This is a genomic window from Priestia sp. TGN 0903 (assembly GCF_050846855.1).
Lineage (GTDB): Bacteria > Bacillota > Bacilli > Bacillales > Bacillaceae_H > Priestia > Priestia zanthoxyli.
This window is the reverse complement of the sequence record NZ_JBOZGL010000004.1, coordinates 448,728-461,801: the sequence shown is the minus strand read 5'-3', so window position 1 is coordinate 461,801 and position 13,074 is coordinate 448,728. Positions and strand designations below refer to the sequence as shown.

Below are 13,074 nucleotides of genomic sequence, written 5' to 3'. Positions count from 1 at the left end.
TTAGACGAGGTGAAAAACGAACCATTAATCAAGATGTTTGATTAGTGGTTCGTTTCTTTTTTTAACGAGCGTATCGTTTTTTGAATGACTGGATGATCTCGATGCTTAAGTTTATAAGCAAGAAAGATCTGATTTTTTACCGCTAAATGTTCAAGTTCGATTTTCACCTTTTTTTCTTGGAGCGCTTCTTGAATCAAATAGCGGGGAAGCAGGCTGATTCCCATGTGATGCTGAATGGCTTTTAACACTGTTTGAAGATTTGGAATCACATGATGAGGCTGAATTTCAGGCCGTTTTTTAAAATGCTGCCGCCAAAAACGCCTGATAATAGGAAGTTCAAGGCCATAGCTAATCCACCGCTGATTGTATAAAAAATCCTCTATGTCTTCATTGGGTGTCATTTCAAAAGAAGGAGGGACGGTTAAGACAAACTCTTCTTCTTCAATGACCGTATATTCGACTCCTGGTATTTGCAATCTTTGGGTTGTAATTGCAATATCAATTTCGTCGTTTTGTATCTTTTCCAGTAAAACAGAAGCAATACCAAACTGGCTGTAGCAGCGGATACCTGCATCTTTTACTCTTTCTAAAGCTCGTTCGGTAAAATACTCTACGGGAGAACCAATTTTTACGACTGGCAGCGCGTCGGGAGATGATGCGCTCATTTTTAATTGAAGTGAAGCAGCTTCTAGACTTTCAATTAACGGGACGATACGCGTGTACAGTTCTTTGCCTTTTTCTGTTGGAATCATCTTTCTTGGTGCACGGATAAATAAACCTTCGCCTATTTCAGCCTCTAAAGCAGCTAAGTGCTGACTCATGGCCGGCTGCGTTAAGATCCTCGCTCTGGCTGCTTCAGAAACGGATCGATATTTGTAAATGCTAATAAAGCTGCGGTACCATTCAAAATCAATCATTCACCCTGTCCTTTCTTATAAATTTATTTATGGATATCTATTTATTTTCTAATTTGTATTATAGACAAGCTCTCTTTAAAATAAAAATAGTAAGCAACGCATTTTTAGATAAAATAATAAAAGTACCGCTAGCCAAATGATGTAAAAGGAGAGTTAAACTGTGAAAGCATTATTATTGCAAGATAAAAATAAATGGACAGAAATGAAAGTAGAAGAAGTGGAAAAACCTCTTCCAAATAAAGGAGAAGTAGTAGTTGAAGTTCACGCAGTGGGACTTAATCCAGTGGATTATAAGACGGCTACTAATGGAAACCCTCATTGGACATATCCTCACATTCTAGGTTTAGATGTAGCTGGGACAATTGATGAAGTTGGAGAAGGAGTAGTTGACTGGAAAAAAGGAGACCGCGTCGTCTATCACGGGGACTTTATGAAAAAGGGCGGATATGCTGAATATGCGGTTACAACTGCTCATTCAATTTCGCGCATTCCTGATGCCGTTCCATTTGAAGAAGCTGCTGCATTGCCTACTGCAGGTTACACGGCGTATGAAGCACTATTTCGTAAACTTCCAATGAACCATATTCAAACCATCTTAATTCACGGAGGAGCTGGAGGCGTAGGGGGCTTTGGCGTGCAGCTTGCTAAAAACGCTGGAAAAACCGTTTTCTCAACAGCTTCAGCACATAATCATGAGTATGTGAAGTCGTTAGGAGCTGATTATGTAATTGATTATCGCGAGGAAAACGTCGTAGAAAAAGTATTGGAGCTGACAAATGGCCGCGGCGTAGATGCTGTGCTTGATACAGTGAGCGCAAAGAACGCAACGGATTCTTTAGATATGATTGCCTATAGAGGACATTTAGCACATATTGCTGGTGCACCTGATTATACAAAAGTAAAGCCTTTTACAAAGGTGATTTCTTATCATGAAGTAGCTTTAAATGCTGCACACCACATTGATGACATGATGGCGCAAGCGGATTTAGCAAAAATGGGCGATGAGCTTTTAGCATTAGTAGCAGAGAAGAAAGTAGCTCCGATGATTGAGCGCATCATCTCGTTAAAAGAAGTGCCAAGTGCATTAGAAGAGCTTTCAAAACGCCATGTGAAAGGGAAAATCATTGCTAAAATTAAATAATAGCAGGACAGAAAAGACTCTTTTATTACAACTAATAAAAGAGTTTTTTTCTGCTATTTTCTTTTTTTGCGCTACTTCACTTATGAACTGCATATGATAGAAGATAATCAAATATAGCAAACCGGTGCATATAAGCTTTTTTTACTAGTAAAATTGCTTTGAAATCGTGAAATTTTGAATAGTTTGAGTTATGATGAAAGAACGTGAAATTTGTATGATTGAAAGGAGAAAAAAGGTGCAAGGGTTTATTGATTTTGTACAAAACTTAGGCATAGTGGGCATCTTTATTGCTACAGCAATCGAAGCTGCGGCAATTCCTTTTCCGTGTACGTTATCGATTTTGCTCATTGGCTCGGTTCTGCAGCTCTCAATATGGAAAATCCTTATGGTTTCAGCTGTCAATACCGTTATTTATATCGCATTCAACTATATTCCGTTCGTGATGGGATACAGGTTTGAATCTATTACCAAGCGCTGGTTTGGTGAAAAAAATATAAAGCGTGCCCAAAAGTGGTTTCATAAATATGGAAAATGGAGTATTACGATTTCTCGGCCCATCAGTATCGCAAACTATATAACCTATTTGGCAGGCCTTAGTAAAATTAAATCTAAGGACTTTGTTTTATACAGCACATTAGGTATTTTTCCGTGGTTTGTTTTTTTGCTCTATGTAGGAGGACTTGGAGATATTGAAAAAATCCAAAAATATTTGCATGATGTAGACCGTTTAATATTTGTTATTCTTATAATCGGAGTGATAGTTGGTGCAGGCTGGTGGATGAAAAAGAGAAGAGAAAGCCACGCTCAAGAATAAAGCTATAATTATGGTTATAGCTTTATTTTAATATAAAGAAATTGTTTAAATAAAAACATTTTTCTGAAAAGTGACAAAAAAACATTTTTCCTTTTTGAAAAATGTGATACTATGATACATAAGGTCGCTAAGAGTTGTCTTGGTTAACCGGGTGTTTACTGCAGTCATGTAATAAAAGAAGCTAGGTATAGGTGAAAGCTTTGTTTCTAGTAATGTTGAGAAATGCTGCCTTGTGAAGGGAGGTAAGACGTACAGTACGTGTCAAACGCATGTTATTAAAACCGTAAGTTTGTAAGCGGTTTCTTGTTTTTTACATGTGAGTAGAGCAGCTTTGTTTTTGAATGCGGCGTGTTAAAGGTTGGTTGAATAATGAGTATCGTTTAAAATTAGATCGATCTAATTATCGGTATTATATGAATGTGAAATGTGTTTGATCGGAAATGAAAATAAGTTGAAAAAGTACAGGTTAGGTACCACAAGTATTTCTGAAATTTTAATAAAACAGGAGGTAAAATCATGAAAAGCGTAGGGCGTATTAATGGCAAAACTCAGCTCATCGGCCTTTTGGCAACTCCAATTGGACATTCACTGTCACCATCTATGCATAATATGGCCTTTAAAAAACTGGGATTGAATTATGCTTATTTAGCTTTTGAGGTAGGAAATGACTCGTTAGAAGATGCAATTAAAGGGCTGAGAGCGTTAAATGTTAAAGGTTTTAATGTATCCATGCCAAATAAAACAAAAATTCTCCCGTTCCTTGATGACTTAGCAGACAGCGCCAAGTTTTCAGGAGCTGTCAATACCGTCGTAAACGATAATGGCGTACTAGTTGGGCATAGCACAGACGGTATGGGCTACATTCGAAATTTAAAAGAGCACGGCGTGGATATCATAGGGAAAAAAATGACGTTGGTCGGTTCGGGTGGAGCAGCGACGCCTATTGCTATTCAAGCGGCTTTAGAAGGACTTGAAGAATTAACAATTTTTGCTCGTCACGATGAATTTTATTCAAAAGCTGTAGAAAACGTAAAAATTATTAATGAAGAGATGAAACATGTTTCATGTAAAGCGAAGCTGTATTCTCTTGAGGATACAGAAAGGTTAAGAGAAGAAATTAGAACGAGCGATATTTTGACAAATGGAACAGGAGTGGGAATGAAACCGTTAGAAGAATTCAGCATTATTGAAGATATATCAATGCTGCGCCCTGATTTAATTGTAACAGATGTCGTGTATATGCCTATGAAATCAAAACTGTTAGAACAAGCTGAATCAATCGGATGTCACACCGTTAATGGAATAGGAATGATGATCTGGCAAGGGGCCATGGCGTTTGAATTGTGGACAGGAAAAGAGATGCCTGTGGAGTATATTAAGGAACAAATGTTTGAACCGAGCTTACAGTATTAAAAACGCGTATTTTTTAACTTTGCTAGAAAGTTGTATGAATGAAGTGGCTATATCTTCTTTTCCCCTAGCACAATAAAAAATGATTCTAGAAGATTAATATCTAAAAGGTTTTGTTATAGTAAAAAAGTATATATTTCAATTTTCTAAAAATTTAAAATATATATTGCGCAGAGAAATGTAATTCAGTATACTAAAACTCAGGTTTGAATTGATTTTATATTAGGCTGTGTCAAAAGACGAAGCTTAGCGAAAAAAAGGCAGGTGTTACAATGAGAAATTAAAAAAGCAGACGTTGATCATCATGTTCGGATATTTGAGTGAATCATAAAATATACGGCACCATTCCGCAATATGTGAAGAGATTCCCGTTGGAATTAGATCGTTCTAATAAAAATTATTAGATCGTTCTAATTAGAATTTTCTATTAATCTTTTTAATTCCACTAATAAAATGTTGTACGGAAAAGATAAAAGAGCAAGTAAATAGCTAGAGGATTAGGTTTTCAGCATTGCCATCTTTCAACTTTAGTTCAGACAGACTTTATGTAAGCAAGCAATTATAAATGGGATCTGAGCAAAGAGATATTTTGTAAAAATGAAAGCGCATACTTAAAATCTTATGAGTGAGGGAAGATAATGAAAAAACATCGTTGGTCGATTGTATTCTTGATTGCGGTTGGTGTAGTTGTAAACTATTTTGATCGAATTAATATGTCCATTGCTATGCCATTGTTACAAAAAGAATTTAACTTGACAGCAGGTCAGATGGGGATTTTCCTATCAGCATTTGCATGGTCTTACGCTTTACTTCAACTTCCTATAGGGCCTTTGCTAGATAAAATAGGCGTAAAATGGGTAACGCGTGTAGCGACCGTGATATGGACAGTAGCTTGTCTTTTAACTGCAGTAGCAAATGGATGGGGGTTAATTATTTTATCTCGGGTGCTGTTAGGAGTTGGAGAAGCACCATTCTTTCCGTCTGCTGCCAAAGCAGTTAGCCATTGGGTTCCGCGTCAGGAACGCGGAAAAGCTATCGCAGCTTATGATTCTCAATCCAAACTTTCCAACGCCATCGGGGCGCCTATATTAGCACTAATTGTAACAGAGTGGGGCTGGCGAGGTGGTTTCTTAGCAACTGCTATTCTTAGTTTCATATATGCTATTGTTTATTGGATCTGGTATCGTGAACCTCATGAAGATGAGCGTTTGACGAAAGAAGAATATGACTACATTGTTCAAGGCGGTTCTCAAAGTTCAGAAGAAGTTAAAGGCAGTGCAATGGAGAACATTCGCTATTTGCTAACTAAAAGAAAAGTCTGGGCAGTATTCATTGGGTTTGCGGCGTACGGCTATTCATGGTTTTTGTTCTTGACTTGGCTTCCCGGATATTTAGCAACAGAAATGAACATGTCTATTTTAAAATCAGGCTGGTACTCGGCTATACCTTGGATTGTAGGTACCATTACTGAAATAGTAATTGGGGGCTGGCTTGTTGATCGTCTTATTAACAAAGGGTATAACCGGACGCGTGTCAGCAAATTTTTTCTAGTAATAGGTATGGTATTTGGTTTGTCAATTATTGGGGCAGCGTTTACTCACAGTGCGAACGTAGCTGTATTTTGGATTTCAACAGCACTTGGAGGTCTTGTTGTCACATCTGCTGTTGCCTACAGCATTCCTACATTTATTGCACCAAAAGGAACGGTAGGAACATTAACGGGACTTTTAACATTTGGAAATAACTCGATGGCTATTGTTGCACCTATTACGACTGGGTTTATTGTTCAGGCCACGGGTTCATTTATGTATGCGTTCCTTTTAGCAGCTGCTTTTTTAGTGATTGGAATTTTAAGCTATACGTTCTTATTAACAGATTTAGACCCGATTGAAAGCAAAGAGTCTATTCTATTAGAAGAAAAAGAGTTAACTTTAGAAAAATAAATAATCTTAATATTTTGACTAATGATATTCGTTTTTAATATATCAAAAGAAATCTACTAATTAATTATCTTAACTAAGCATACAAACAGTTATTACCGGAGGGGATTCAACGTGTTAACCAAAAATTATGGACCTTTAACAGGAGTTCAAATACTAGATATTTCTACTATGATTGCTGCTCCCTTTGGAGCTACTTTATTAGCGGACTTGGGGGCGGAAGTAACCAAAATTGAACTTCCGGGAAAAGGAGATACGCTTCGGACTGTAGGGCCTTGGAAAGGGACTGAACCTTTAAGGTGGCCCGGACTTGCTCGCAATAAAAAGTCTGTTACGCTGGACATTCGATCAGAAGAAGGAGCAGAAATTTTCAAAAAGTTAATTAGTGGAGTAGACATTTTAATTGAAAATTTTCGCCCCGGTACACTGGAAAAATGGAACTTGGGATATGAGGAGCTTAAAAAAGTTAACCCTAAGCTAGTAATGGTGCGCGTATCAGGCTATGGGCAAACAGGTCCTTATCGAGAAAAAGCTGGATTCGGTACACCGGGGACAGCGTTTAGCGGACATACTTATTTACAAGGATATTCAGATCGTCCGCCAGTCAGTCCTTCTTACTCTTTACTAGATTATGTAACGGGCATATATGCTGCGTTCGCTTGTGTAAGCGCTATCTATCATAGAGATGTAAACGAACAGCCGGAAGGTCAAGTAGTAGAAATGGGATTATATGAATCTATTTTTCGAATGATGGAGTTTTTAATCGCTGAGTATGATCAAAACGGAAAAGTAAGAGAGAGAAGCCCTGGACTTGCAGGTCACTCAAGCCCTGCAGGCACATATGAAACAAAAGACGGAAAGTTTGTTGTATTAGTATGCAGTACAGACTCTACATTTGATCGTCTTGCAGAGGCAATGGAAAGAAAAGATATGTTAAAAGATCCGCGATACTATACAAATGTAGAGCGTCTAAAGCATGATCATGAAGTTCAGGAAATTGTGTCAAATTGGATTAAGTCCTTCACTCAAGAGGAGCTGCAGGAAAAGTTAGATTCATTTGGTGTGCCAGTTAGTCCTATCTACAGCATTGAAGATATATTTAATGATCCTCAGTATAGAGAACGAGAAAACATTGTAGAAGTAGAGCATCCCCGCCTAGGAAAAATTAAGGTTCCAGGAGTAGTGCCAAAGTTTTCACATACACCGGGAGCAATTCGGCATCGTGCCCCTGAATTGGGAGAACATAATGAAGAAATTCTAGGCGGAAAACTGGGGTTATCAAGCGAAGACTTAGCGGTGTTAAAAGAAAAGGGGGTTATTTAATGAATGCTATTCAAAAAATAGAATTACCGGAAAAAGTCATAATCTGTGAAGTAGCCCCAAGGGATGGGTTTCAAGCTGAACATGAGTGGATTCCTACAGAAGAAAAAATATCTATTATCCGTCAGCTAGCCAAGACAGGCATTCAATCAATGGAAATTACATCTTTTGTACATCCGAGAGCGATTCCTCAGTTAAAGGATGCCGAGCAGGTCGTAGAAAGTGTTCAAGATTTAACAAATATTAAATTTCGCGCGTTAGTGCCGAATGTAAAAGGTGCACAGAGAGCCATTGACGCCGGAGTGAAAAAGTTAAAGCTTATGCTTTCAGCTACAGATTCTCACAGCTTATCTAACGCAAATTGTTCTGTAGAAGAAGCCCAAAAAGGTTTTTATCCTATTATCGAATTGGCGGAAAAGCATAACGTTAAAGTGGGAGGTTCAATTTCGGTAGCGTTTGGATGTCCTTATGAAGGAAAAGTTGCTATAGAACGCATTTCTTCTATTGTAGAACGATACAGAATGATGGGTGTCGAAGAAATTTCTTTAGCGGATACAACGGGGATGGCAAATCCTCAGCAAGTGTATCGTATGCTAGGGTTTCTTAAACAAAATTATCCCGGCATTATTTTCTCCATGCATTTGCACAATACGAGAGGAATGGCATTTTCTAATGTAGTGGCTGCTTTGCAGCAGGGTGTTATTCATTTTGATAGTTCTATTATCGGTTTAGGAGGGTGTCCCTATGCTCCAGGCGCCACTGGAAATATAGCTACAGAAGATCTGGTTCATGGATTAAGTGAAATGGGAATTCATACGGGCATTGATCTTAACAAGCTTATTGAAGCAGCAAAAGAGGTGAAGCACGTAATTGGTCATGACGGTGGAAGCTATATGCTGCAAGCAGGTCCTTGTTCAGAACTTCATGCCAAGCCAAAGGTTCAAGAGAAATTAGTATAACTAAGCTGTGAGCATGATAGCCTTTTAGGAGGTGATGGGAGCGTTTATATTAAAATAAATTAGATCGATCTATTTACTTCACATGTAAAAACGTTCAGGCCTTGTTTTATATAAAAGTTTGTTTAATAAAAATGAAAAGTTGGTGCTAAATATGATAGAAACTATTGAAAAGAAATCACAGCCTTATATTAACGGGGGATGGATTATTGAAGATCGAGAAGTGGCTTTAATAAAAAACCCCTATTCTGGAGAAGTCATAGGTGAGCAGCTATTAGCGAATGAAGAAGATGTTGAAAAAGCATTAGCATCAGCCTATGAAGCAAAAAAACATGTCGCCGCCCTTTCTTCTTACCAGCGTTCTAAAATTTTAAAGAAAGCGGCTCTATTACTAGAACAAGAGAAAGAAAAATTTGCTCGACTTATTTCTTTAGAATTAGGAAAGCCTTTGAAAAACACGCTGGATGAAGTGGCCCGTTCAATCGAAACATTGGAATTATCAGGGGAAGAGGCAAAAAGATTGATTGGTGAAACATTGCCTGGCGACGTTTCAGAACGAGGTGCACAAGCTATTGCATCTACTTTCCGAGTGCCCATTGGTGTTGTAGCGGCTATCACACCGTTTAACGCCCCTTTAAATCTTGTATGCCATAAAATTGGGCCGGCTTTTGCTGCTGGGAATAGCGTGATTTTAAAGCCGTCTTCGCAAACAACTTTAATTGCAACAGAGCTCTTAAAGCTGCTGCTGCGGGCGGGATTCCCTAAAAATGCTGTAAATATGGTGCTTGGTCGAAGACAGATTGCACAGCAAATTGTAAAAGATGATCGTGTGAATATTATTTCATTTACAGGTGGGACAGTAGCTAGTAAAAACATCTGTGAGCTAGCTGGAATGAAAAAAGTATTGCTCGAGCTAGGAGGAAATGCTGCGACGATCGTTCATAACGACGCAGATTTAAATCGTGCTGCCGCTATGTGTGCGAAAACCGGATTTAGCAATTCTGGGCAGAGCTGTATCTCTGTTCAGAGAATTTATGTACATCAATCTGTGGTCTGTGAGTTTACCAATCTTTTAAAAGACGAGGTGTTGAAACTTAAAATCGGGGATCCTTTATTGCCGGATACGGATGTAGGGTGTGTAGTAGATGTCCATGCAGCTGCACGAGTGACGAGCTGGATTGATGAGGCCGTACAATCGGGGGCACAAGTAATATGCGGAGGAAAGCGCCGGGGAGCTACGGTGGAACCTACCGTTCTACTAAACCCTTCTAAAGAAAGTAAAGTTATTTGTGAAGAAGTATTTGGTCCTATTATTAGTATTGTCCCGTACGGTACGATTGAAGAAGCTATTGAAGAGACAAATGATTCTGCTTTTGGTCTTCAGGCAGGGATTTTTACGAACAAAATGGATTTGGCTTATAAAGTGGCTCATTCTCTTGAAATGGGCGGTGTAGTTATTAATGGAACATCTAACTTTAGATTAGATCATTGGCCATATGGTGGAGTGAAAAACAGCGGTATTGGCAGAGAAGGCCCACGTTACGCCGTTGAAGAAATGACTGAAACGAAGATGATTGTATTAAGACTGCCTACGGAGAATTAAAACTAAATCAATATGTAGGACGCTTATAAATATATACCGTCATCTTAATTAGATCGATCTAATCTGTTTGAATAAAGGAGGAATTTATAAAATGCCTAATCAATTTTCCCTTGCATATCTTACTGTTCTTGGATGTTCACCGCCTGAAATGACGTATATGGCTGCAAAGGCAGGGTATGATTTTGTTAGTTTAAGGCCTATTTACATGGGGTTGCCAGGAGAGCCTAATTATGCGTTAGCTGAAAATAAGCAGCTGATGCGAGAAACAAAATCTGCCATGGCAGAGACAGGAGTGAAGCTCCTTGATATAGAGTTAGCACGTATCTATGAAGGAGTTGATCCAAAACGTTACTTACCTGCAATGGAAGCAGCTGCTGAACTCGGAGGACGTCACGTCCTTAGCAGCATTTGGACGGACGATCGCAATTTTGGTATCGAATGCTTTGCTGAACTCTGCGATCTAGCTAAGCCTTTTGGGTTAACCATTGAATTAGAATTTGTTCCTATTGCAAGCGTATACAACCTTAAAGGCGCAATGGATGTTCTCCATACCGCTAACCGTGAAAATGCAGGTCTTATGATTGATATTCACCATTTTCATCGATCAGGAGATAAGGTGGAAGATTTGGACGACGTGCCTCGTGAGTGGTTTCGCTATCTTCATCTTTGCAATGCTTCTGCGGAAATTCCAAGTTCAAAGGAGGAGATGACGCGAGTTCTTAGAGAAGAACGATTGTATTTAAATGAAGAAGGTATTGATGTTGCAAGTATGATTAATCGTATCCCGCAGGTTCCTTATTCTATAGAGTTACCAAATGTAAAACGTGCCAACGAATTAGGATATGAAGAGTTTGCGCGCCAATGTTTACAAACTGCTAAACAATACTTAGATAAGCATCCGCGCAAGAAGTATGTTTCTCATCAAGATCAGCTGCGTTTCCATTCTACACGATAGGTGCTCTGGAGAGTATTATGCAGATTGCCTTTTGTGTCTATTTAATTGAAGTACCCCCACTTAGCAAGCTTAAAGTGGGGGTATTCTCTGTTGAAACGGTAAACCTAAGAATCAACAATAAATGTAAACGTGTGACAACATACATTCATTTTGTCATAGTTAATGCTGAGTTCTTATTTTTATATACATTGAAAGTTTGATGAAAAAGAGCTGTTGAGAATGTACTCAACAGCTTAGTAAATAATCGATTTATTAGTAAGTTGAGAGAGCCCGCCAGCTTCTATAAGACGTAATATCCTCCGCATCTTCTGTCGCATGAGCTTCACAAAGAAAACCCGCTACTTCACTGCCGTCTTCGAGAGTGATTTTGCCTAGTCCAAGAGGAGAAGGGATAGAATCGGTAAAAGAGCCGAACAGTGATAAAGGCATTTCCCAAAGCTCAACTTCAATTTTTTCTCCTTGTTGATGTGTTCGCAACAGCCCCGGTTTTGCTGGAGAAGTAGGCAGTTTAAAAAGCTGGTAATAAGGAGCGGTTTGGTCTTTTCGTACGAATGAAGCTCCGTGTTCAAGCATTTGAAATTCAAGTGGAAACCCGCGCATATGCAAACCGCAAACAGCTACTAAGGTTGTATCTTTTCTTGAATCAACCGTTCGTTCACCATTTAAAAACACTTCGCTAAGCCCGCAAATGAATTGTTCGCCGTCAAATGTAGAGAAAAATGAAATGCCAAACGGTAAATCAAGATCTGCATCTTGAGATGGAAGAGAGACAGCGCATAAGTCGAGCAAGTTACAATGGTTTGTAAAACGCCCCATGTCACTGTTTGTTTCAATTGGATTTTCTCTTACTTGTTCCCGCGTCCACGTTCCGCCTGCTGTCGGCATAACAAGAACAGCATTTTTAAGCTGATGATATGCTTTATGTTTAAAGGATTGAAGCTTATGTGAAGCTTGAAATAAAGCAGCAGCATCATATTCTGGTTTAGCACCTGAACGAAGGACTTGCTCGGTTACAGGAAAGGCTGTTTCTTCATGAGAAGTAATAAATTCTCCTAAGTCAGCCCAGCGCTCCGCTACGTAAGGGCCGTCATACAATAAAGCAGCTGCTTCGCTTAAATACGAGCCGTCAATGTATTCAATGGGAATAGATAAACCTTCAATCTTTTTCACGGCTTGCTTCCAAGCTTCCTCGTACTGCTCAGCAAACGGTCCGTAAAATGAGCGCGGTTCTTTTACCATACAAATTTTTTCAGGGAGAGCCGAAGAAGCCCGAACAACAGAGCGTGACCATGGATCTTGATCGTCTACTCCTCTAATAATAGAATCTACAAGCAGTACGTCACTCCATTCATGAGCAAAAGCAGTGACGCAGTCTAAGCTTTTACACGCCGGAACTACACCTGCAGATGGCCACGCTCCGAGAGAAGGTTTATAGCCAATTAAACGGTTTAAACCGGCTGGGACGCGCCCTGAACCTGCTGTATCGGTGCCTAAAGAAAAAGCAGCATGCCCGCGAGCTACGGATACAGCTGACCCTGAGCTCGATCCGCCGCTAATGAGCTCAGACTTTAACGCATTGTGCGTTTCGCCGTAAGGGCTTCGTGTACCGACCAGCCCTGTAGCAAATTGGTCCAAGTTGGTCTTTCCAAGAGGAATAGCACCTGCATCAATAAGACGTTGAACAACCGTAGCATGTGCAGAAGGGATATACGTATATTCTTTACATCCGGCTGTCGTCGGTACATGGGCTACATCGATATTATCTTTAACGGCGAATGGAATTCCCCATAAAGGTAACGCTTCAGGGCTTAGGGTAGCTAAGCGATCGAGATAAGGTTTTAACTCACCGAGTGTAGGAGGGGTAATCCAAATATTCATGTCTTTATCAGCTTCTACACGCGTAAGAATTTGATGTACTACATCTTCCGGAGTTAATTCTTTTTTGATATACATATCACGTAACCATTGAACCGAAAATGTTTTAGGCAAGCTCACTGTTTTCATTGTATCCACCGTCC

The 13,074-nt window shown here is 39.4% G+C and carries 10 protein-coding genes; 8 read left to right on the top strand and 2 right to left on the bottom strand.

Features of this window, described 5'->3' with window-relative positions; all coding sequences use genetic code 11:
• Nucleotides 1-41 precede the first annotated feature (41 nt).
• Nucleotides 42-917 (bottom strand): LysR family transcriptional regulator, encoded by an 876-nt coding sequence (locus ACRPLY_RS16725; RefSeq protein WP_432232042.1) that lies wholly within the window; start codon nt 915-917, stop codon nt 42-44.
• A gap of 160 nt (nt 918-1,077) precedes the next feature.
• Between ACRPLY_RS16725 and ACRPLY_RS16720 the strand changes: the two genes are divergently transcribed.
• The 8 genes from ACRPLY_RS16720 (at nt 1,078) to ACRPLY_RS16685 (ending at nt 11,056) form a co-directional block, all read left to right on the top strand.
• Nucleotides 1,078-2,058: a zinc-binding dehydrogenase gene (locus ACRPLY_RS16720; RefSeq protein WP_432232041.1), complete on the top strand. Its 981-nt coding sequence runs from the start codon at nt 1,078-1,080 to the stop codon at nt 2,056-2,058.
• Nucleotides 2,059-2,293: 235 nt separating this feature from the next.
• Complete coding sequence (locus ACRPLY_RS16715) at nt 2,294-2,872, top strand: DedA family protein (RefSeq protein WP_231503788.1); 579 nt, start codon at nt 2,294-2,296, stop codon at nt 2,870-2,872.
• Nucleotides 2,873-3,388: 516 nt separating this feature from the next.
• On the top strand, nt 3,389-4,285 hold the full coding sequence (locus ACRPLY_RS16710; protein ID WP_034269767.1) for a shikimate dehydrogenase: 897 nt from the start codon (nt 3,389-3,391) through the stop codon (nt 4,283-4,285).
• 635 nt (nt 4,286-4,920) lie between these two features.
• Nucleotides 4,921-6,225, top strand: coding sequence for an MFS transporter (locus ACRPLY_RS16705; RefSeq protein ID WP_013081988.1), 1,305 nt, complete (start codon nt 4,921-4,923; stop codon nt 6,223-6,225).
• A 111-nt stretch (nt 6,226-6,336) separates the two neighbouring features.
• The gene (locus ACRPLY_RS16700) at nt 6,337-7,545 is read left to right on the top strand and encodes a CaiB/BaiF CoA transferase family protein (protein ID WP_028412222.1); all 1,209 of its coding nucleotides are present in this window, start codon (nt 6,337-6,339) and stop codon (nt 7,543-7,545) included.
• Nucleotides 7,545-8,501: a hydroxymethylglutaryl-CoA lyase gene (locus tag ACRPLY_RS16695; protein ID WP_071276607.1), complete on the top strand. Its 957-nt coding sequence runs from the start codon at nt 7,545-7,547 to the stop codon at nt 8,499-8,501. The genes ACRPLY_RS16700 and ACRPLY_RS16695 overlap by 1 nt, the downstream gene beginning before the upstream one ends.
• A gap of 151 nt (nt 8,502-8,652) precedes the next feature.
• On the top strand, nt 8,653-10,101 hold the full coding sequence (locus ACRPLY_RS16690) for an aldehyde dehydrogenase family protein (protein WP_432232040.1): 1,449 nt from the start codon (nt 8,653-8,655) through the stop codon (nt 10,099-10,101).
• A 91-nt stretch (nt 10,102-10,192) separates the two neighbouring features.
• Nucleotides 10,193-11,056, top strand: a complete 864-nt coding sequence (locus ACRPLY_RS16685) for a sugar phosphate isomerase/epimerase family protein (protein WP_328173844.1) — start codon at nt 10,193-10,195, stop codon at nt 11,054-11,056.
• A 252-nt stretch (nt 11,057-11,308) separates the two neighbouring features.
• On the opposite strand, the gene atzF is transcribed toward ACRPLY_RS16685, so the two are convergent.
• Nucleotides 11,309-13,060 (bottom strand): allophanate hydrolase, encoded by a 1,752-nt coding sequence (atzF, locus tag ACRPLY_RS16680; RefSeq protein WP_432232039.1) that lies wholly within the window; start codon nt 13,058-13,060, stop codon nt 11,309-11,311.
• Between the last annotated feature and the right edge of the window lie 14 nt (nt 13,061-13,074).

Bases quoted from the DNA above. Each gene is read 5' to 3' on its own strand.
- atzF (WP_432232039.1), bottom strand. From the start codon at position 13,060: ATGAAAACAGTGAGCTTGCCTAAAACATTTTCGGTTCAATGGTTACGT.
- ACRPLY_RS16705 (WP_013081988.1), top strand. From the start codon at position 4,921: ATGAAAAAACATCGTTGGTCGATTGTATTCTTGATTGCGGTTGGTGTA.
- ACRPLY_RS16695 (WP_071276607.1), top strand. From the start codon at position 7,545: ATGAATGCTATTCAAAAAATAGAATTACCGGAAAAAGTCATAATCTGT.
- ACRPLY_RS16710 (WP_034269767.1), top strand. From the start codon at position 3,389: ATGAAAAGCGTAGGGCGTATTAATGGCAAAACTCAGCTCATCGGCCTT.
- ACRPLY_RS16725 (WP_432232042.1), bottom strand. From the start codon at position 917: ATGATTGATTTTGAATGGTACCGCAGCTTTATTAGCATTTACAAATAT.
- ACRPLY_RS16690 (WP_432232040.1), top strand. From the start codon at position 8,653: ATGATAGAAACTATTGAAAAGAAATCACAGCCTTATATTAACGGGGGA.
- ACRPLY_RS16685 (WP_328173844.1), top strand. From the start codon at position 10,193: ATGCCTAATCAATTTTCCCTTGCATATCTTACTGTTCTTGGATGTTCA.